Origin of the sequence: Streptococcus mitis (assembly GCF_001281025.1) — a bacterium.
Lineage (GTDB): Bacteria > Bacillota > Bacilli > Lactobacillales > Streptococcaceae > Streptococcus > Streptococcus mitis_AK.
The window spans coordinates 1,293,345-1,314,318 of the sequence record NZ_CP012646.1; the positions used below are offsets into that span (position 1 = coordinate 1,293,345).

Genomic DNA, 20,974 nt, shown 5'->3' on the forward strand with positions numbered 1-20,974 from the left:
TTTATGGACATTTATATTAAGAAAGTTATTATCCATCAGTTTAGCCCGGATGATACCGAGCTGTTCCTAGCGGATAAGTTTCTCAATATCACTCCAAAAATCGAAGAATACTTGCGTAAAAAAATTGAACGTGTGTATTCAGATGAAGCTAAGACTGGGATTTTCGAAGAAGAAAATCCCTTCTTCAATCACATCACAGACGATTTGTTGGAGACATCAGTAACACTGGCTAATCTCTGGAAAGAGGAGTTCAGCATTTCAGAAAATCTCAAGACCAATGACTTGATTTTTGTGCAATTTTCTAAAGAAGGTGTAGAACATTTTGCTTTCTTACGAATCGCCCTGCGGGAAACCTTGACCCACCTCGGAGGAGAGGTCGATAATCCAATCAAGCTGACTCAGAATAACCTGCCTGGATTTGGAACGGGTGCTGATGAGGCCTTGGTGGTCAATCTTCAGAGTCGCAAGTACCATCTGATTGAAAAACGCATCAAGTACAATGGGACTTTCTTGAACTATTTTTCAGACAATCTTCTTGCCGTTTCCCCTAAGATTTCTCCAAAGAAATCTATCAAGGAACTGGAAAAAACGGCACAGCGAATTGCTGAGACTTTTAACACAGATGATTTTCAATTTCAATCTAAGGTCAAATCAGCGATTTTCAACAACCTAGAAGAAAGCAATGAATTATCACCTGAAAAATTGGCCAACGACCTTTTTGACAACAATCTGACGGCTCGTTTGAGCTTTATTGATCAAGTCAAAGAAGCCGTACCAGAACCAGTTCAATTTGATGAAATTGATGCCAGTCGTCAGCTTAAAAAATTTGAAAACCAAAAACTTTCTTTGTCAAATGGAATTGAGCTCATTGTTCCTAATAACGTCTATCAAGACGCCGAGTCTGTTGAGTTTATCCAAAACGACAATGGAACCTATTCTATCTTAATCAAAAATATCGAGGATATCCAAAGTAAATAATGTTTAAACGAATTCGAAGAGTGCTTGTGCTAGCAGTCTTCCTTTTTGCTGGCTATAAAGCTTACCGTGTTCATCAAGATGTCAAGCAAGTCATGACCTATCAACCCATGGTGCGAGAAATCTTGAGTGAAAAAGACACCCCAGCAAACGAAGAGCTTGTGCTCGCTATGATTTATACCGAAACAAAAGGAAAAGAAGGCGATGTTATGCAGTCCAGTGAGTCTGCAAGTGGTTCCACCAACACCATTAATGATAATGCGTCAAGCATTCGGCAAGGTGTTCAAACTCTGACAGACAATCTCTATCTGGCCCAGAAGAAGGGGGTAGATGTCTGGACGGCTGTTCAAGCCTATAATTTTGGACCTGCCTATATCGATTTTATCGCCCAAAATGGTAAGGAAAACACCCTAGCACTGGCCAAACAGTACTCTCGTGATACTGTTGCTCCCTTGCTTGGTAACACCACTGGAAAGACTTATAGTTATATTCACCCCATTTCCATTTTTCATGGAGCCGAACTCTATGTAAATGGAGGAAACTATTATTATTCTAGACAGGTGCAACTCAACCTTTACATCATCAAATGTTTTACTCTCTTTTCGACATCTGGCTAGTCCAGGTGTTTTTGTTATAAGTTTTCTTTAAGATAGATATATTACTCTAGAAAGGTAAAGGAGGAAATTCCCTATGAGAAAGAAACTCTTTCTGACCAGTGCTGCGGTCTTGTGGGCAGTAACAGCTATGAATAGTGTCCATGCAGCAACTGATGTTCAAAAAGTCATCGATGAAACCTATGTTCAACCTGAATATGTCCTAGGTTCATCATTGTCTGAAGATCAAAAAAATCAAACCCTTAAAAAACTAGGCTACAATGCCTCAACAGACACCAAAGAACTCAAGACCATGACACCTGATGTCTATTCTAAGATTATGAATGTTGCCAATGACTCTAGCTTACAATTGTATTCATCAGCCAAGATTCAAAAGCTAGGTGACAAGTCGCCACTTGAGGTCAAGATTGAAACACCAGAAAACATCACTAAGGTGACGCAGGATATGTACCGCAATGCGGCCGTAACTTTGGGTGTGGAACACGCCAAAATTACTGTAGCAGCACCTATTTCAGTTACAGGTGAGAGTGCCTTAGCAGGGATTTACTATTCACTTGAAGCTAATGGAGCCAAGGTGCCACAAGCCAACAAAGATTTGGCTCAAGAAGAGTTGAAGGCTTTGTCCGATATCAATGCTGAAAACAAGGACAAGTCAGGCTATGATGCTAATAAATTAAACGTTGCCCTAGCTGATATCAAGTCAGGACTCGCCAAAGCTAAAGAAAGCAAGGGAAATCTGACGGAGGAAGATATCCGTAAAATTGTTGAAGATACCTTGAAAAATTACAAACTTGATCAGGTTATAACAGGAAACCAAATCAATATCATCATCAATTTTGCTTTGAATCTATCGAAGAGTGATATCCTCAGCAATGCAGACTTCACTAAAACCCTGAATGACCTTAAACAAAGTATTGTTTCACAAGCTGGCGACAGTTTTAAAAATATCAACCTTAACTTTGATGCTGATAAGGCGCTAGAGGACGGCGGCAATTTCCTAAGCTCCCTCTGGCAAGCCATTGTCAACTTCTTCAAGAGTTTTGGTTCTTAAGAAAAATCATGGTATAATAGATGGTAACCGTAACGTTGCCGTCTTTTTTGTCGGTCAATAGAAAGAGAAGAAAATGTTAAAGAAAAATGATATTGTAGAAGTTGAAATTGTTGACTTGACCCATGAAGGTGCAGGAGTGGCCAAGGTGGATGGTTTGGTATTCTTTGTCGAGAATGCTTTACCGAGTGAAAAAATCCTCATGCGTGTCCTCAAGGTCAATAAAAAGATTGGTTTTGGTAAAGTTGAAGAATACCTTGTTCAATCACCACACCGTAATCAAGATTTAGATTTGGCTTACCTGCGTTCAGGAATCGCGGATTTAGGTCATCTTGCCTATCCAGAACAGCTCAAATTTAAAACCAAGCAAGTTAAGGACAGTCTCTACAAGATTGCAGGAATTGCTGATGTAGAGGTTTCTGAAACTTTAGGTATGGAAAATCCAGTCAAGTACCGTAACAAGGCACAGGTGCCTGTTCGTCGTGTTAATGGTGTCTTAGAAATTGGATTTTTCCGTAAGAATTCCCATGACCTCATGCCTCTAGAAGATTTCTTTATCCAAGATCCTGTGATTGATGAGGTAGTAGTAGCTCTACGTGACTTGCTCCGTCGTTATGACCTGAAACCTTATGATGAAAAGGAACAAGCTGGCTTGATTCGAAACCTTGTGGTACGTCGTGGGCATTACTCAGGACAAATCATGGTTATTTTGGTAACAACCCGTCCAAAGATTTTCCGTGTGGAACAATTGATTGAACAATTAATCAAGCAGTTCCCAGAGATTGTGTCTGTTATGCAAAATATTAATGACCAGAACACTAATGCTATTTTTGGTAAGGAATGGCGCACCCTTTATGGACAAGACTATATTACCGACCAGATGCTGGGAAATGACTACCAAATCTCTGGTCCAGCCTTTTACCAAGTCAATACTGAAATGGCTGAAAAACTCTATCAAACAGCCATTGACTTTGCTGAATTAAAAAAAGATGACGTGGTTATTGATGCCTATTCTGGTATCGGGACGATTGGCCTCTCTGTTGCGAAACACGTCAAGGAAGTCTATGGTGTTGAAGTAATTCCAGAAGCGGTTGAAAATAGTAAGAAGAATGCTCAACTGAACAATATTTTAAATGCCAACTATGTCTGTGACACAGCTGAAATCGCCATGAAGAATTGGCTCAAGGAAGGTATTCAACCAACCGTTATTCTAGTGGACCCACCAAGAAAAGGCCTCACTGAGAGTTTTATCAAGGCAAGTAGTCAAACAGGAGCAGACCGCATCGCCTATATCTCATGTAATGTCGCAACCATGGCGCGTGATATCAAACTCTACCAAGAGTTAGGATATGAATTGAAGAAAGTCCAGCCGGTTGACCTATTTCCTCAGACGCATCATGTTGAGGCAGTATCACTGCTTGTACGAGCTTAGAAAAAAATGTTGACGAAAAATCCTTGACACCAAGGATTTTTTGGTATCCTCAAAAAGGTAATTTTATAATTGACAATTTGTCAGTAAAGTGGTATGATTTATAATCAGGAGGAATAAAATGCGAGATGTAAAAGATCCGGAAATTCGACGGGCTGAGATTATGGATGCTGCTATGCTCCTCTTTATGGAGAAAGGATATGCGAACACAACAACTCAGGATATAGTCGATAAGGTAAATATATCACGAGGTTTGTTATACTATCACTTTAAGAACAAAGAAGATATTCTGTATTGTCTTGTGGAACGTTATTCAGAGAAATTATTGAGAGATATTCATGTGATTGTCAATGATGACGACAAAACTGCTATTGAAAAAATAAGATCCTTTATAGATGCCACAATAATCTCTACAGATAACGTTTCAGCGGAAGGAACTGAGTTACAAAAGACGGTTGATCTTGAAGAAAATCGTTATATGTTAGATAAGTTATCTCATAAGCTCATTGAAAAACTGACTATATATTTTGAGAGGATAATAAATCAAGGCATCTCAGAAAAAGTATTTTCTGTAAAATATCCATCAGAAACAGCAGAATTTCTGATGACAGCCTATGTTTTTGTTTCAAATAACATAGGTATAATAACTTCAAAGAAAGAACCTGTCAAAGATTACTTGAATGCATTTAAGATAATTCTGGAACAAAATCTAAATACAAAAGGACTCTTTAGCAATTAAAAAAAGATAGAATGTTTGTAAAGAGAACTATGTACCGATAGCTAAATCAAAACAAGCTATCGGTATTATTTCAAAATAAGACTGACAAATTGTCAATGGGGACGAAAATATGTTAGAGATAAAGAATTTTAGTAAAAGTTATGGGGATAAGAAGGTTGTGGATAACCTATCTATTTCAGTACAGCCTGGAGATATTTATGGTTTTATTGGAGCAAATGGTGCGGGAAAAACGTCAACGATAAAGGCAGTTGTTGGTATCCATGATTTTGAAGACGGAAGTATAATTATCAACGGTCATTCTATTAAAGAAGAACCTGTTATTTGTAAAAAAATGATGGCGTATATTCCAGATAATCCAGATTTGTATGAACATATGACAGGACTTCAATATATTAATTTTATTGCTGACTTGTTTGAAATTCCTACAAAAATACGTAGGGAGAGAATCCAAAAATACGGTAATTTATTTGATATGACTGAGCATCTTTCGGGGATTATTTCTTCATATTCACATGGTATGAAGCAACGAACAGCCATTATTTCTGCACTTGTACATTCTCCCAAACTGTTGATTTTAGATGAACCTTTTGTTGGGCTAGATCCCAAAGCAACTTTCCTACTAAAGAAAATTATGCATGAGTGTGTTTCAGATGGAGGTGCTATTTTCTTTTCAACCCATGTATTGGATGTTGCGGAAAAATTATGTAATAAGATTGCTATTATCAAAAATGGAAAGTTAATTGCAAGTGGCAATACAGGAGACGTCAAAGGTGATGAATCATTGGAGGCATTTTTCATGGAGGTGCAGGACAATGAGTAACATTTGGATACTGCTTAAAGCGCAATTGATTAATTTCTTTCCTATTAACGAGATTAGAGAATCAGGAAATAAAAAACAAAGTTCAATGGCTATTGCGAGTTTTGGCATAATAACTCTTTCCTTATTTTGCTTTGTTTATAATATACTAACAGCGAAAACATTGGTACACGTCGGACAGCAGGACTTGATACCGGCATATATGGTCTCTGTATCAAGTTTTTCAATATTATTTTTGACTGTCTTTTATTCGAATGGTATTTTATTTGGCAGTCGAGATATGGAAATTCTCCTATCCTTACCTGTTAAAAGTTCGTATATTATCACTAGCAAGTTCATGTTTATGTACTTATTGAATTTTTTAATAGGCTTGATGTTTATGCTTCCAGGTGGAATTGTATGGGGCTTGAACGGAAGTTTAAACCTCCTACAGATTATATTGTATTTTACTTCTATAATTTTTGCCCCTTTGATCCCCATGTGTATAGCGGCATGCATGGGAATCGTTATTGTTGTCGCTTCATCTTTTTTTAAAAGGAAAAATGTTATCTCTCTTATTTTTTCATTTGCGATGCTAGGTATAATTGGATATTTTGCATTATCAGCTTTGCAATCAGGTGATGAAAATAGTATTGGGGTTACTCTGGCTAAGCAAATTACTGGACTGTATCCAATTTCTAGACTATTTATGTCATACTACAATTTTCCAATGTACTATGGGATGGGATTTTATATAGTTCTTTCAATAGTCGTCTTTTATCTATTTGTCAAAATTGCTTCGTCGAAGTATGGACTACTTAATACACTTGCCAATACAAAATCAAGATATGCTAATGACAAAGTATCTTATGAAAGAAAATCGGTATTTTTTGCCTTGTATCAAAAAGAGCTTGGACGATTTTTAAGTTCTTATATGGCAGTCTTGAATGCTGGGCTTGGAGTGATTCTTTTATGTGTCTTTAGTATATGTTTCCTGTTTAATTCTGTAGGTCAAATAGGAAATTCTGCAGGAATTGAAAATATAAATGAGTATCTCTCAAACTTAGCTCCCGTCTTTATTTCATCTATGCTTTCACTCAGTTGTCCAGCAGCTTCATCTATATCTTTAGAAGGTAAAAATATTTGGATTTTGAAAAGTTCTCCGGTTGAAGTGAAAATGATTTTAAATGCTAAGATAGCTGTCAACCTTACACTTCATTTGATTGGATATATGATCTCTGTATCTGTATTTATGCTGAAACTTGATATGAATCCTATTCAAGTTATGAATCTAGTTATTGTTCCTATATGTTACTCCCTTTTTATAACGGTAATCGGAATTTCATTAAATAAAAAATATCCTAACTATGATTGGGACAGTGAGATGATAGTTGTCAAACAAAGTCTTCCTGTTATTGTAACTGGAATTATTGGTATGATTGCGCTTATTACGCCACTTTTGCTTAATTGGCTGTTTAATCTTCCGATTATATTTGTTTTACAGTTAGTATCAGTAGTTTTATTGGTTATTACAATGGGTGTTTATTTAACAATAAGCAAGAAAAATTTTATCTAGTTAAAGGAGAAAAATAAGATGAAAAACAGACTGATAAAAGATATTTTGGTGTTATTAGTAATGCTAGCTATAATAGTTGTTATTTGTAGATTTCTCCCAGAAAAAGTTCCGATTCATTTCAATGCAAAAGGAGAAGCAGATATGTTTGCAAATAAATATTATCTTCTACTAGCTACAGTCATCCCCTATTCTGCATATTGGAAGTTTGTTAGGGAAAGTGAAAATAAAAAGATTAAATGAAACCCCATCTATATTTACAAATTGCATCAAAATTAAGAACGACTATTTTAAGAGGTGATTATGCACCTGAACAACAAATTCCTTCAATAAGGAGATTAGCAGAAAACGAGAAGTGTAATCCGGCAACTGTCCAAAAAGCAATGAAAGTTCTCGAAGAACAGAATTTGGTTATTAGCTGTGGAACATTAGGATATTTTGTCATAGCAAGCGAGCAAGAAATAAAGGAGTTAAGATATCAAGAATCTAACAAGCTAGTGAAAATTTTGTTTGAAAAACTTGATGAGCTAGGCTTTTTAGAAGATGAGATTGTCAATTTATTTTTTAGAAAAGATGCTTAGAAGAAGTTGAATGGAAATTTATTAGGATTTTTGTGAAAGTATAGAAAAGCCTTGATTATAAGGCTTTTTTGCATTTTCCAATAAAGAACTTGACATTATTAGTTACTTCCACTACAATAGAATTACATACCATCGGTATGATAGAAAGGGACTAAAATGGCAAGGAATAGAAACTCACATGAAACTAGAAAAAAAATACTAGAGGTCTCAAAAAATTTATTTGTAGAAAAAGGATTTGATAATACGTCAATACAAGATATCATAGATGGCTTAGGTGGATTGACGAAAGGTGTTATTTATCATCATTTTGAGTCTAAAGATGAAATATTGCAATCAATCATTAGTGAAAATAATCAAGAAATTCTAAATTATAATTGGAGAGGAGATACTGCATTAGAAAAAATACAAAATTCTTTGATGGATTCTTTTTCTAATTTTGAACAACAAAGACTCGTATACTCAGCTTCAATTATGTTAAGAAGTCCACGTTTATTAGGCGAACAGTATCTAAATTTATTTTCTGATTTTTTACCAGGAATTAGAGAAAAAGTTTTCGAAGGTGTTGAAGATAAATCAATTAAAACAGCATATCCAGAAGAGCTAGCTGATTTGATTGTGTTAACTTTGAATATTTGGATTGGGTTCCAAATTTCTATTTATTCAGTAGAAGAATTAAAGCGTAAAATGAATTTCATTAAACTTACTTTTGAAGGTCTAGGGGTACAGTTAATTTCTGATGAAATGATGGAAGTAATTTTCCAATTATTTGATCACTTAAAAGGTGTCAAATAAATTATAAGTATTGATATTTTAAAAAATACCATACTCTAGATATGGTATTAAAAATCCCAGTATACATACCTTTAGTATGTTTATTTTTTGAATCTTAACATACCGGTAGTATGTAAGGTGCTTTTTGAATAGTGTCATTAATATTAACAAAATTTTTTGGAGGAAAAATCTATGTTGTCGCTTATTAAAATAGAATTAAATAAAGTTTCAAAATCAAAATTATTTTTAGCCTGGATGTGTACTATATTTATAGTGTTAGGTATTACAGCAATCATTATTATGGGTTTAGGTACTGATAATAAACTAGGAGAATTCACTGTACAGGATTCTAATGTTATTAGAGTTACTGGTAAATGGGAAGGTTGGGCAATTGTAGCTTCATTGTTTTCATCTTTATTTACCAAAGCAGCATTTTTGATTTTTGAATCTTATTTATTGTCTACGATTATTATTGATGAATTTAAACGAAGAACAATTTTTCAGCTGTTTTCCTACCCTGTTTCTAAAATAAAGTTACTATGGGGAAAAGTGCTTACAGTAATTCTGATATCATTTATTGCTCATTTTACTGCACATTTAGTTATTCAATTATTAATTAAATTAGTAGCAGTTTTAACTGAATCAAATTATATCCCAGTAGCTAATCAAATGATTAACTTAGCTGGAATTACGTTTGGAACGGTATTAATCGGAATACTACCTTTTGTTTTAGGCATGATTAGGCATTCAATAGCTATAACAATGCTTACAGGACTTGGTTTTGCAGCATTACTTTCGAATGTAAGTCCAGGCAGTTTAACGAATAATTTTGTTGATAACTTATTCTTCTTAATATTTGCTAGTTTCATAAGTTTAATGATTGTTTCGTTTTCAATTTATACTATTTCAAAATCAGATATTAATATCAAGTAGTATGTCTGAATTTAATGGAAGTAAAGTGATAATTCTTTAATGATTACTTTAAAAGAAGAGGCGTATAAATTGGTATTTATGCTCCTTACGAAAAAATTTTTGCATTTAAAGCTGGCTATAGAAAGAGAGATAGAAATGGGAAATATTGTTGAAATAAAAGAAGTTTTTAAAACAATTGATAAAGAAGAAATTTTAAGTGGTATCAACCTTCAAATTGCTGAAGGAGAAATCTATGGTTTTTTAGGACCGAATGGTGCTGGAAAAACAACGTTAATGAAATGTATGTTATCCTTATCAACAATTACATCAGGTAGTATTGAAATTTTTGGGAAAAATCTACAAGAGCACAGAGAAGAAATCCTAAGTCAGATTGGAAGTATTATTGAATCACCAATTTTTTATGATAATTGCACTGCAAAAGAAATTTTGGAAATTCACGCTCAGTATATGGGGAAAAATATTATTGAATCAGATATAATAAGAGCATTAAGAATGGTCGGATTAAAAAATACGACTAAAAAAGTAAAAGATTTTTCGTTAGGAATGAGGCAAAGGCTTGGTTTAGCTCGGGCTTTCCTAACAAAACCTAAATTGTTAATTTTAGATGAGCCAATCAATGGTTTAGATCCAATAGGAATTCAAGAAATTCGAAATCTTTTGTTGTCGCTTTCAAAGGAACATGGAATTACAATACTAATATCGAGTCATATATTATCGGAAATTTCACAGATAGCAGATAAAATTGGTTTTATAAAAAATGGAGAAATTGTAGAACAGGTCTATATGAAAGAGATTAGGAGAGAGAATATTGACTTAGAAGAATATTTTATGTCACATTTTCTAAATGAAATTTAAGAATTATGAGGTAGATTAGGAATGAAACAATTGACAAAGTACCATAAGAAGTCTTTTTATACTTTCATGATTTTTAATATACTAGTTCCTTTAACTAATATTGCTTTTGCTTATTCTATTAAAATTATAATTGATAGTGGTATGTCCCAAAATGAATATGCCTTAACTCAAGCGGTACTAGTAGGAGCTAGTGTTATTTTCATCTATGCAGGACTGAACTTTATATCCCTTCGATTAAGAAATAAACTTGTTAGGCAGATTATGTCAAGATACAAAAATAAGGTGTTTAAATCTATTTTAGATAGGGATTATAGAGAATTTTCTAAGGAAAAATCAGGGAAATTTATTTCAATATTAACTGAGAACATGAAGAAAATTGAGCAGGATTATTTGCACCAGTATTTTAATATTTCAAAAAATATTTCCTTAATGATTTTCTCACTAGTAGCCATGTTTATAGGTAATTGGTTTTTGACCTTATTAGTTATCATTGTTAGCATTATTCCTATGATGATTTCAGGTTTTATTGGACAAAAATCAGCCTCTCTACAAAATAGTTCTATGATAGCCGATCAGAAATATTTAGCTAAGGTTAAAGATATTTTAGTAGGGTTTCTAGTTATAAAGAGTTTTAATGTGAAAGAGGCTATCGGTCAAGATTACAAAAACGAAAGCGAAAAATTGGATGAGATATATTTCATCAAAGGGAAATTTGATGTTTTATCTAATGTTATTTCTCAACTTTCAGGGATGATTGTTTTTTTAGTAGCCTTTGGAGGAGGAATGTATCTGGTCTTCGGTGGGCATACCACAATTGGGAGTGTTACAGCTATTGTTCAACTAGTCAATTTTGTAGTAATGCCACTAAATGAAGTTGGTATGGGAATAAGTAAATTCCGTGAAGGTCAGGCAACACTAGATGCATTTGAGGTAAAAGATGTAACAGAACTTCAGACTGGTCAAACGAAAGAATATTTCGATGATGTTATTTCTTTTTCAAATGTAGATTTTTCCTACCCTAATGCTGAGGAAAAGATTTTTAATAATTTATCTTTGCAGATCAAAAAGGGGGAAAAAATTGCAATAGTAGGTATGTCAGGCAGTGGAAAATCAACTTTACTCAATCTATTACTGCGTTTCTATGATGTAACAAGTGGGTATATCTCAATTGATAATCAAGATTTGCAAGCTATTTCAGCAGAGAGCCTTTATAACTTAATGACTATTGTTCAGCAAGATGTTTATATCTTTGATGATACTTTAAAAGCAAATATTACCCTTAGTCAATCCTTTACTGAAGATGATATAAAAAAAGCTGTACAGCAGTCTGGCTTAGAAAGTTATATTTTAGAAAATGAATTAGGTCTACAAACTTCATGTGGCGAGAATGGATCAAATCTATCTGGGGGAGAAAGACAGAGACTTAGTATTGCGCGTGCTTTAATTCGAAAAACACCAATCTTATTATTAGATGAGGCTACCTCGTCTTTAGATAATAAAGTTACTACTGAAATTGAAAGTTCAATCTTGGATATTCAAAATTTGACTGCACTTGTAGTAACCCACAAGTTGAATGAAAACATTTTGAAAAGATACGATAGAATTCTCTTTATGAAAACAGGCGTCATTGTTGAAGATGGTTCTTTTTGTGACTTGATGGATAGGAGAGGTGAGTTTTATAAGTTGTTTGAGTTGAGTGTGTAATTCTCTTTCGTTTTATAGTATAATTCTATAAAACACTCTATTACTTTCGTTATATAATATAGATGTTTACTAGCACCACATGTTGAGGCAGTATCACTGCTTGTACGAGCTGAGGCATCAGCGAAGTAGAAGTAGATGTTCCGCCCATGGGATAGGACTCGTAGAATGAGGAGGGAACCGACGAAATGATACGGTAAGTCCGAGCCGTTGAGTGCGTGGCTCTGCTCTTCTGATCTGAGACAGCGAAAAGTAGAAGGGGATGGTATTGGTATCAATCAATGAGTAACAAAGTATCAGCATGATTCGAAACATTTGCTTGTAATTTGCGGAGGAACATCAATATGGATGGAATAACAAATGATTCTATAAAAACGGCTAAACTAATGAAACAATTATGGCCCCAATTGACCGATAAAGAAGCTATTGATGAAGTAAAAAGATATACGAATGACAAAAATACTGCAATCTTTACTAAAGTTGAAGGTGACACAATTGTAGGTCTAGCATTATGTTCACTCAGATTTGATTATGTTGAAGGTTGTAAATATAGTCCTGTTGGATTCTTAGAAGGGATTATTGTCGACGAGGAATATCGTTTAAAGGATATTGCTAAAAATCTCTGTACAAAATGTGAGGAATGGGCGAAAAATAAAGGATGTAAGGAATTTGCAAGTGACTGTACTTTAACGAATACCGATTCTATAAGATTTCATCTCAATATTGGATTTCAGGAGGCAAATAGAATTATTCATTTTAAGAAAAAATTATAATTTAGAAACGTGAATAAACTTGTTTAAACTTTATATATCTTTAGAGAGTGTGAAAGATTGGACGAACAAATTTTTTTGATGGGTGGGAATCCCCCAATAAAGAAACATAGCATTGTTGATAAAATTGTATTATCAAGCAAGATTGAAAGAATTGTTATTTTTACAGTTTTTCGAGATAATTGGCAACCCTATATGAAAAAGTACACGGAAGTTTTCCAAAGTCAATTTCCTCATCTAAACACTGATTACTTACTTTTGGACACTGAGCAGATTAATTTTGATAGCTATCTAGATGCTGATCTAATTATTATAGGTGGTGGAAATACGGAAAAATATTTAGCTACTTATGTCAATCAGGAGTTCAAAAATTATATCGATCATATGCTTAATAAAGGGGCAAAAGTTATAGGATTTTCTGCAGGAGCCCTATTATTAGGAGAAAAAGTCTATGTCTCACCTAATGATAATTCAGATCATCAGATAAAGATAAAAAATGGATTAGGATTCTTTAGTCAGTTTTTAATTAGTGTCCATTATGATTCATGGAATGATAAAGCAAATAAGGATAGAGCTGAAGAACTCGTTAATGTTCCCATAATTCCACTAAATGATCATTCATGTCTTGTATTAGATAAACTTGGAAACATTATTGAGAAAATTGACTAGTTTTAATCATGCGAATCTGAATCTACGAAACTAAAGTATTGACGAAATGAATAATGAAAAGCCTTGATTGTAAGGCTTTTTTGTGTTTTTATGATAGAATATAGGTAGTTATAATCGAGAGCAACTAAGAAGCAGTAAAAATATTATTCATAAAATAATCAAGATAAGGAAGATAAAATGACAGAAATTGACAAAAAGAATTTAAAAAATTATCTTTATTGTACTTTTGGAATTACTTATATAGCTTGGGTGCTTCTTGCCATATTTACTCAATCTCATATTTTGGGATTAGAAACATTTATAGGGAGAATGTTACATATAGTAGGTGCACTTGGTCCAGCTATTGCAAGTGGCTTTTATTTGAAAAGGAATAATATAAAATTTAAACATTTTGTATTTAATAAAAGAAAAAATAGTAGTATTTATTTCATTATTCATTTGTTAGCAATTTTGATACTATTCTCTGTATCTTCCTTAGAATTAAACGGAGTATCAATTTATCTGATGCCACTATTCTTTATACAATTAATTTTTTTTGGTGGTGGACATGAAGAATTAGGATGGAGAGGTATATTACAACCGTTACTTGATAAAAAATATACTTATTGGCAATCTAATTTGATTGTAGGATCAATTTGGGGGATTTGGCATCTGCCTTTATGGTTTATAGTTGGAGAGAGTCATCAAGGATTTCCTTTTATTTTATTTTTTATATATACATTATTTTTAAGTTTTGTTTTAGGGCTTCTTTACCGTCAAACGAAATCTGTGGGGTACTGTCTATTATTTCATGCGTTCGCAAATTTGTTAAATCTCTATTTTGTGTTAAAAATTAATGTTATTTTTATCATCATTTTTATTGGTTATTTGATTTATACAATATTGGCTAGTAATAGAATTAGTAAGGAAAAGTAATTTTAACTTTAGATTAGTATATCCATTATTGAAAGTAACGATTTGCTAATTAGATGATCTATGTTAGAGAATTATCTATTATAATTTAAAGTGGAGTGATGAATATCGTTTCTTTTGGAACTGGCGAAAATCTTTCCGTTCCACAGTATCATTTTAAAATGATTTTTACTGCCTTTCGTTTATTAGTATAAAAGAAGAATATTACCATATGTTGAGGCGGTATCACTGCTTATTCAAACTGATTAAACAAGGATGTAGCTAGTGAAAGTCCTACAGTAAGGAGTTTAAACATGAAATTCCATGAATTTGGTGATAAGAATTTGCCTCCTATTTTACTGATACATGGTGGTGGCAGTTCTTGGTGGAATTATCTTCGTCAAGCACGAATCTTAAAAGAAGAATACCGTATTATTCTACCCACTTTGAATGGCCACGGCGAGGAATATCAACTTGATTATGTTTCTACTGAAGATTCTGCATTGGAGATTCTAGACTATATCAAAGCAAACTGTGGTGGGAAATTGTTTGCAATCGGTGGTGTTTCACTTGGTGGTCAAATTGCCATGGAGCTTTTGTCTTTAGACAGTGAAATTGCTAAGAAGGCCATCATAGACGGAAGCCTCTGTATTCCTCAACCAATGTTATCTAAAATCAGCATCTTTCTAGTGTCTCTATTTGGTAAACTGATGTTCAATAAATTCTCTTGCAAACTTCAGTTAAGCATGATGAACAAACTCTATCCTAAACTCGTTTATCCAGAAGAAATAAAAGCTTATTATTTGGAGGATCTGTCAAGGACGCCTGTCAAAACATTGGTAACCATTTACAAAACCTATATGGGGCATTACAAGCTGAAAGATATGATTTCTGCTAGCAAAGCTCAAGTTCTATATATCTATGGTGAAAAAGAATTGAACTGTGTGAAAGAATCAGCGAAATTATTTCATCAGCTACATGCAAATACAATTTTGTATGAGGCAAAGGGCTATAACCACGGATATTTATCAGCTTACCTGCCTCATGAGTGGATTGATTTGGTGGTGCCATTTTTAAAGAGTGATTCATTAGAAATGTGTAACGAATCCGATATGCCATAAGGAGGAAACGGATGCTAGGAGCAATAGTTGGAGACATTGTAGACTCTGTTTACGAATGGAACAATATCAAAACGAAGGATTTTTCTTTATTTTGTGAGGATTGTTTTTTCACGGATGATGCGGTAAGTCCGAACAGCTGAGTGTGTAAGCTTTGCTGGTCAAAGCGTAAAAATCTTATAACAAAAGAACTTAAGAAAGTATTGAAAAAAGGCTTTTACCGTAAGAGATATTTTAGTATTATGCCTGAAATTAAAATAAAATAGGCTAAAAGTAGATTTGTGAGTTTTGAACATTTTTTCTTAGCATACTTAGGAATGGAGAGATAAGATGATATGGACTAAGGAATATTTTTCTAAAATTGAATTTATTATTCATTGTGGTTGTGAAATTTTTGGTTATTTTGAGTGTAATTTGATGAACTCTGAACTGTCCTACCAAGAATGTGGGAATACTGGAATGATCGTTTTTGAACATAGTCAGAAACTATCAGAAAAAGCCTTATCTAAACTCATGAAATATACGCTACTTATTGATTTTGAGAAATATAGAAAGGGAAACAATTCAAATAAGAATGATAAAGTTATTGGTTATAGAGATGCATTTTCGATAACTTTCAAGGGCTATAGTCAAGATGGACAAGCTTTATTGATATATAATATGGACTATGTATACAAGGATTGGTACAATAGACCCGTTGATATCTTATACAGTTTTATAAGTGATACGTATTTTTCAGATTTTCAAAATAATAGATGTTTTATTGCTCAAGGGCTGATGGCTGGTGTACTTCCGTTTTAGGTATAATAGGAAGATGTAGTACATAGTGGAATCAAAAAAGTTTTTTAATTGTAATTTGATTAGATGAATACCTATAAATTATACAAAATTCGATAATAGATAATTTTAAAACTATAGTTGATGGTCAAATTCCCGATATCTTATAAGGAGGAATCTGATGCTAGGAGCAATTATTGGAGATATTGTAGGTTCTGTTTACGAATGGAACAATATCAAAACTCAGGATTTTCCTTTATTTCTTGAGGATTGTTTTTTCACGGATGATACGGTAATTCCGAACCGTTGAATGTGTAAGCTTGTTAGTGAAACGTAGCTAATCCTCAAAATAAAGAAACTAAAACTCCATTATTTTGAGATGACAACCTAAACTGTTTTTAAGGAGGTAAAATATTGATAGATAACAGACCTGAGTTTGACAAAATCAACTCCTTTGATGAGTTTAATAAATACTATTGGTATCGTGATGAACTTTCACAGATATGCAAGTCATTAGGGCTTGAATATAGAGGTACCAAACAAGAAATCAATCATATTATTGAGCAGTACTTTAAGGGGAATTTGATTGAAAAATCATCAATAAAAAGGAAAAAGAAACAAGTAGAAGTCCTTACCTTAGATACGCCCTTACTTAAATGTAGATTTTCATTTAACACTTACTTTAGAGAATATTTCTCAACTTTAACAGATGTTTCACCCTTTAAATTTACTGCTGATATGGCGACTGCTTGGAGAAAAGTAAAAAGAGAAAATGATTTGAGTTTTACAATCCAAGATATGCTAAAAGTCTATTATGGAGATTCAGATTATGCCAAGTATGACCATTCGGTTTGTCAATGGAATCAATTTTTAAAGGATTTCTGTGCAGACGAAAATAGTGGCAACTACTCGAATAAACTAAAAGTAGCTTCCATTCTTTGGAAAGAAGTTAGAAATTCAAGTAATGAAAAAATTTATTCAAATAATCTTTTGAGTGAATATGCTGGTAAAATAAAAGAGTATTGTAAGTAGAAACGCCATCTCACTTGGTGGCGACAGTGATACTCTCGCTGCAATCATTGGCAGCATTGCCGAGGCAGCTTACGGTATTCCTTATTGGATAAAAGATAAGGCCTATTCTTACTTGGATGAACCCTTAAAGGATGTAGTTATGCGATGGGAAAATAGAATAAAATTATATTAATCTCCAGTACGTCATATTTCTCTTTTCTGTATTTTCATTGTATAATAGGATTACATTTACTTGCATACGACGAAATGTAAACATTTCTATTTAAAAATTAAGGAGTATTATTAATGAAAAAAGCAATGGTAATTATTAACCCTACTTCTGGTGGTGAGAAGGCTTTGGATTACAAAGAAAAGCTGGAAAATAAAGCAAAAGAATGCTTTGAGCACGTAGAAACCAAAATTACTGAAAAAGCGTTGGATGCAACACATTTTGCTGAAGAAGCTTCACGTGAGCAGTACGATGCAGTGGTTGTTTTTGGTGGAGATGGTACTGTTAATGAAGTCATTTCGGGTATTGCTGAGAGAGACTACATTCCTAAGTTAGGGATTATCCCAGGCGGTACGGGTAACCTCATTACGAAACTGTTGGAAATCAATCAAGACATTGATGGCGCAATTGACGAACTGGATTTCAACTTAACCAACAAGATTGATATCGGTAAAGCAAATGACAATTATTTTGGTTATATCTTTAGTATCGGTTCACTTCCTGAGGCGATTCATAATGTTGAAATCGAGGATAAGACAAAATTCGGTATTTTAGCCTATGCTGTAAATACCATGAAGTCTGTCATGACGGATCAGGTCTTTAACATTAAGGTTGAGACAGAAAATGGAAATTATGTTGGTGAAGCGAGCCATGTTTTGGTTCTCTTGACAAATTACTTCGCTGATAAGAAAATCTTTGAAGAAAACAAAGACGGTTATGCCAACATTTTGATTCTAAAAGATGCGTCTCTATTCTCCAAATTATCCGTCATTCCTGATTTACTAAAAGGAGATGTTGTCGGCAATGATAATATTGAGTATATCAGAGCGCGTAATATTAAGATCTCTTCAGATAGTGAATTGGAGTCAGATGTTGATGGCGATAAATCGGATAACCTACCTGTAGAAATCAAAGTCCTAGCTCAGCGAGTAGAAGTATTTTCAAAACCGAAAGAGTAGAAGGTAAAAATTAGTTTATTATTCACAACGAAATTAAATTCTATACCAACGATTGGAGGAGGAATGAATTCTCTATTTGATGAATTTCGAACAATTTGTTCTCATTTAAACCAAATCGGAATCACACCGACGCTCATGGGGTCCTTGGGTTTTGAATACCATTCAAATGAAGAATGGAGGCCGTCTGACATTGACATTCATGTGCCTGGTGATCCTAGAGGTTGGGAAGCACCTGATCATCTCAGAATTTATGAGTGGGACAAGATAATGAAAGTGATGAAACACTTAGGCTATGACTTAATAGATATTCATGAGCATGAATTCCAAAAAGATGGTCTGAGTGTTGAGTTCGGAAGTATCGATTCTTTACCTGATTTTGCAGGAGTTTCGGAATCGGATATAGAGCTGATTCATCTCGAAAACATCACTTTTCGCATTCCAAGTTTGGAACAGTTTTTAAGTATTTACAAGGCTTCTTCCCAAGATTCTTATCGAAATGAGCACAATAACAATAAGGATTTTAAAAAAATTGAGTGGCTGGAAAGACATTTGTAAATCATCATTTGGAAAGTAGCAAGTTGTAAGACTGGCTGCTTTTTTATTTATAGAACCAAACCACTAGAATCTACGGACAAGCCTTGAAAATAAAATACGAAAGTAGTATACTAGATTAACAATTATGAAAACGTTTGCGTTATATACGGATGAAAGTAAACTAGGAGACAGATACAATGGAATTAACAGCCATTTACCACAGGCCTGAGTCGGAGTTCGCCTATCTTTATAAGGATAAGAAACTTCATATTCGGATTCGAACTAAGAAAGGGGACATTGAAAACATCAACTTGCATTATGGTGACCCTTTTATCTTTATGGAGGAGTTTTATCAGGATACAAAAGAAATGGTCAAGATAACTTCTGATGCCATCTTTGATTATTGGCAAGTTGAAGTGTCCGTTGACTTTGCACGTATCCAGTATCTCTTTGAAGTCACGGATACAGAAGGTCAAAGTATTTTGTATGGTGATAAAGGTTGTGTGGAAAATTCTCTAGAAAATCTCCATGCTATTGGGAATGGATTTAAGTTGCCCTATCTTCATGAGAATGATGCCTGCAAGGTTCCTGACTGGGTTTCAAATACGGTATGGTATCAGATATTTCCTGAGAGATTTGCCAATGGAAATGCTCGATTAAACCCAGAAGGGGCATTAGACTGGGATTCATCTATCACACCTCAGAGTGATGATTTCTTTGGTGGTGATTTACAGGGGATTATTGACCATCTGGATTACTTGCAAGACTTGGGAATTACTGGACTTTATCTTTGCCCTATCTTTGAATCTACGAGCAATCATAAGTACAATACGACGGATTACTTTGAAATCGACCATAATTTTGGAGACAAGGAAACCTTTCTAGAGCTGGTCGAGCAAGCTCATCAGCGTGGCATGAAAATCATGCTGGATGCTGTATTTAACCATATTGGTTCGCAATCGCCTCAATGGCAAGATGTTGTAAAAAATGGTGAACAGTCTACTTATAAAGATTGGTTCCATATTCAACAATTTCCAGTGACGACTGAAAAGCTAGCCAATAAGAGAGAGTTACCTTATCACGCTTTTGGTTTCGAGGACTATATGCCTAAGCTAAATACAGCCAATCCAGAGGTCAAGGACTATCTTTTAAAGGTTGCGACTTATTGGATTGAAGAGTTTGGTATCGATGCTTGGCGTTTGGATGTGGCTAATGAGATTGACCATCAGTTCTGGAGGGATTTTCGGAAGGCAGTTTTAGCTAAAAGGCCTGATCTTTACATCCTTGGAGAAGTCTGGCATACCTCTCAGCCTTGGTTAAATGGCGATGAGTTTCATGCAGTCATGAATTATCCTTTATCTGATAGTATCAAGGACTATTTCTTACGAGGTGTTAAAAATACGAACCAGTTTGTAGATGAAATCAATGGCCAATCTATGTATTACAAGCAGCAGATTTCAGAAGTGATGTTTAATCTTCTAGATTCGCATGATACAGAACGTATTTTGTGGACGGCCGATGAAGATGTTCAACTGGTTAAATCAGCCCTAACCTTTCTCTTTTTACAAAAAGGAACACCCTGCATCTATTACGGAACAGAGCTATCCTTGACTGGCGGTCCAGACCCAGATTGTCGCAGTTGTATGCCTTGGGAACGCGTATCAAGTGATAATGAGATGCTGAACTTTATGAAGAAGCTAATCAAGATTCGCAAACATGCCTCAGCAATCATTTCGCATGGCAAGTATAGCCTAAAAGAAATCAAACCAGATCTAATAGCTTTGGAATGGAAATACCAAGGACATGCCCTCAAAGCAATATTTAACCAATCAACAGAAGATTATATTGTCGAGAAAGAAGCAGTAGTCTTAGCAACCAATTACCAAGAATTGGAGAATCAGCTTCTCATCTTTCCAAAAGGATTTGTGATTTTTCATTAAAGATCAATTAAGAGTGACAGGAAAATTGTTGTATAGAGAGCTTTTTACAAACAGACTATTT

At 34.1% G+C, this 20,974-nt stretch carries 23 protein-coding genes and 2 pseudogenes; all 25 read left to right on the plus strand.

Annotated features, from left to right (window positions below; all coding sequences use genetic code 11):
• Positions 1-3 precede the first annotated feature (3 nt).
• The 25 genes and pseudogenes from RN80_RS06315 to RN80_RS06420 all read left to right on the plus strand — a co-directional run bounded on the left by RN80_RS06315 (position 4) and on the right by RN80_RS06420 (position 20,913).
• Entirely contained in the window at positions 4-978 is a 975-nt protein-coding gene (locus RN80_RS06315) for a nucleoid-associated protein (protein ID WP_060628293.1), read from the plus strand.
• Positions 978-1,592 carry a cell wall hydrolase Pmp23 gene (pmp23, locus tag RN80_RS06320; RefSeq protein ID WP_023940692.1) on the plus strand — a complete coding sequence of 205 codons (615 nt, stop codon included), beginning with the start codon at positions 978-980 and terminating at the stop codon, positions 1,590-1,592. Before RN80_RS06315 ends, pmp23 begins: the two co-directional genes overlap by 1 nt.
• Positions 1,593-1,665: 73 nt before the next feature.
• Positions 1,666-2,640 carry a DUF1002 domain-containing protein gene (locus RN80_RS06325; protein WP_049544654.1) on the plus strand — a complete coding sequence of 325 codons (975 nt, stop codon included), beginning with the start codon at positions 1,666-1,668 and terminating at the stop codon, positions 2,638-2,640.
• A gap of 73 nt (positions 2,641-2,713) precedes the next feature.
• Positions 2,714-4,069 carry a 23S rRNA (uracil(1939)-C(5))-methyltransferase RlmD gene (gene rlmD, locus RN80_RS06330; protein WP_060628294.1) on the plus strand — a complete coding sequence of 452 codons (1,356 nt, stop codon included), beginning with the start codon at positions 2,714-2,716 and terminating at the stop codon, positions 4,067-4,069.
• Positions 4,070-4,187: 118 nt separating this feature from the next.
• Positions 4,188-4,805: a TetR/AcrR family transcriptional regulator gene (locus tag RN80_RS06335; RefSeq protein ID WP_060628297.1), complete on the plus strand. Its 618-nt coding sequence runs from the start codon at positions 4,188-4,190 to the stop codon at positions 4,803-4,805.
• A 109-nt stretch (positions 4,806-4,914) separates the two neighbouring features.
• Positions 4,915-5,625 carry an ABC transporter ATP-binding protein gene (locus tag RN80_RS06340; protein WP_060628299.1) on the plus strand — a complete coding sequence of 237 codons (711 nt, stop codon included), beginning with the start codon at positions 4,915-4,917 and terminating at the stop codon, positions 5,623-5,625.
• The gene (locus RN80_RS06345) at positions 5,618-7,177 is read left to right on the plus strand and encodes a putative ABC transporter permease subunit (protein ID WP_060628301.1); all 1,560 of its coding nucleotides are present in this window, start codon (positions 5,618-5,620) and stop codon (positions 7,175-7,177) included. Before RN80_RS06340 ends, RN80_RS06345 begins: the two co-directional genes overlap by 8 nt.
• Positions 7,178-7,195: 18 nt before the next feature.
• Positions 7,196-7,417, plus strand: a complete 222-nt coding sequence (locus tag RN80_RS06350) for a DUF1648 domain-containing protein (protein ID WP_060628303.1) — start codon at positions 7,196-7,198, stop codon at positions 7,415-7,417.
• Complete coding sequence (locus RN80_RS06355) at positions 7,414-7,755, plus strand: GntR family transcriptional regulator (protein WP_060628305.1); 342 nt, start codon at positions 7,414-7,416, stop codon at positions 7,753-7,755. Before RN80_RS06350 ends, RN80_RS06355 begins: the two co-directional genes overlap by 4 nt.
• Before the next feature lie 156 nt (positions 7,756-7,911).
• Positions 7,912-8,547, plus strand: a complete 636-nt coding sequence (locus RN80_RS06360) for a TetR/AcrR family transcriptional regulator (RefSeq protein WP_060628306.1) — start codon at positions 7,912-7,914, stop codon at positions 8,545-8,547.
• Between the two features lie 171 nt (positions 8,548-8,718).
• Positions 8,719-9,459, plus strand: coding sequence for an ABC transporter permease (locus tag RN80_RS06365; protein ID WP_060628308.1), 741 nt, complete (start codon positions 8,719-8,721; stop codon positions 9,457-9,459).
• 39 nt (positions 9,460-9,498) lie between these two features.
• A complete protein-coding gene (locus tag RN80_RS06370; protein WP_253275430.1) occupies positions 9,499-10,314 on the plus strand; it encodes an ABC transporter ATP-binding protein in 816 nt (271 codons plus the stop codon).
• A gap of 21 nt (positions 10,315-10,335) precedes the next feature.
• Entirely contained in the window at positions 10,336-12,018 is a 1,683-nt protein-coding gene (locus tag RN80_RS06375; protein ID WP_060628309.1) for an ABC transporter ATP-binding protein, read from the plus strand.
• Between the two features lie 341 nt (positions 12,019-12,359).
• A complete protein-coding gene (aac(6'), locus tag RN80_RS06380; protein WP_060628311.1) occupies positions 12,360-12,788 on the plus strand; it encodes an aminoglycoside 6'-N-acetyltransferase in 429 nt (142 codons plus the stop codon).
• Positions 12,789-12,845: 57 nt separating this feature from the next.
• Positions 12,846-13,454 carry a Type 1 glutamine amidotransferase-like domain-containing protein gene (locus RN80_RS06385; RefSeq protein ID WP_060628312.1) on the plus strand — a complete coding sequence of 203 codons (609 nt, stop codon included), beginning with the start codon at positions 12,846-12,848 and terminating at the stop codon, positions 13,452-13,454.
• A 177-nt stretch (positions 13,455-13,631) separates the two neighbouring features.
• On the plus strand, positions 13,632-14,369 hold the full coding sequence (locus tag RN80_RS06390) for a CPBP family intramembrane glutamic endopeptidase (protein WP_060628313.1): 738 nt from the start codon (positions 13,632-13,634) through the stop codon (positions 14,367-14,369).
• A 290-nt stretch (positions 14,370-14,659) separates the two neighbouring features.
• Positions 14,660-15,466 (plus strand): alpha/beta hydrolase, encoded by an 807-nt coding sequence (locus RN80_RS06395; RefSeq protein ID WP_060628315.1) that lies wholly within the window; start codon positions 14,660-14,662, stop codon positions 15,464-15,466.
• An 11-nt stretch (positions 15,467-15,477) separates the two neighbouring features.
• Positions 15,478-15,606: an ADP-ribosylglycohydrolase gene (locus RN80_RS10120; RefSeq protein WP_080998516.1), complete on the plus strand. Its 129-nt coding sequence runs from the start codon at positions 15,478-15,480 to the stop codon at positions 15,604-15,606.
• Between the two features lie 187 nt (positions 15,607-15,793).
• A complete protein-coding gene (locus tag RN80_RS06400; protein ID WP_060628317.1) occupies positions 15,794-16,264 on the plus strand; it encodes a hypothetical protein in 471 nt (156 codons plus the stop codon).
• 157 nt (positions 16,265-16,421) lie between these two features.
• Positions 16,422-16,538 (plus strand): annotated as a pseudogene (locus tag RN80_RS09755) (ADP-ribosylglycohydrolase family protein); the annotation flags it as partial.
• 116 nt (positions 16,539-16,654) lie between these two features.
• Positions 16,655-17,272, plus strand: coding sequence for an SAP domain-containing protein (locus tag RN80_RS06405; protein ID WP_060628319.1), 618 nt, complete (start codon positions 16,655-16,657; stop codon positions 17,270-17,272).
• Positions 17,271-17,444 (plus strand): annotated as a pseudogene (locus RN80_RS09760) (hydrolase); the annotation flags it as partial. The gene RN80_RS06405 and the pseudogene RN80_RS09760, both read left to right, overlap by 2 nt.
• 113 nt (positions 17,445-17,557) lie before the next feature.
• Positions 17,558-18,439 (plus strand): diacylglycerol/lipid kinase family protein, encoded by an 882-nt coding sequence (locus tag RN80_RS06410; RefSeq protein ID WP_060628321.1) that lies wholly within the window; start codon positions 17,558-17,560, stop codon positions 18,437-18,439.
• 63 nt (positions 18,440-18,502) lie between these two features.
• Positions 18,503-18,994 (plus strand): phosphoribosylanthranilate isomerase, encoded by a 492-nt coding sequence (locus RN80_RS06415; protein ID WP_060628322.1) that lies wholly within the window; start codon positions 18,503-18,505, stop codon positions 18,992-18,994.
• A 176-nt stretch (positions 18,995-19,170) separates the two neighbouring features.
• Positions 19,171-20,913, plus strand: coding sequence for a glycoside hydrolase family 13 protein (locus tag RN80_RS06420; RefSeq protein WP_060628324.1), 1,743 nt, complete (start codon positions 19,171-19,173; stop codon positions 20,911-20,913).
• The last annotated feature ends 61 nt before the right edge of the window (positions 20,914-20,974 follow it).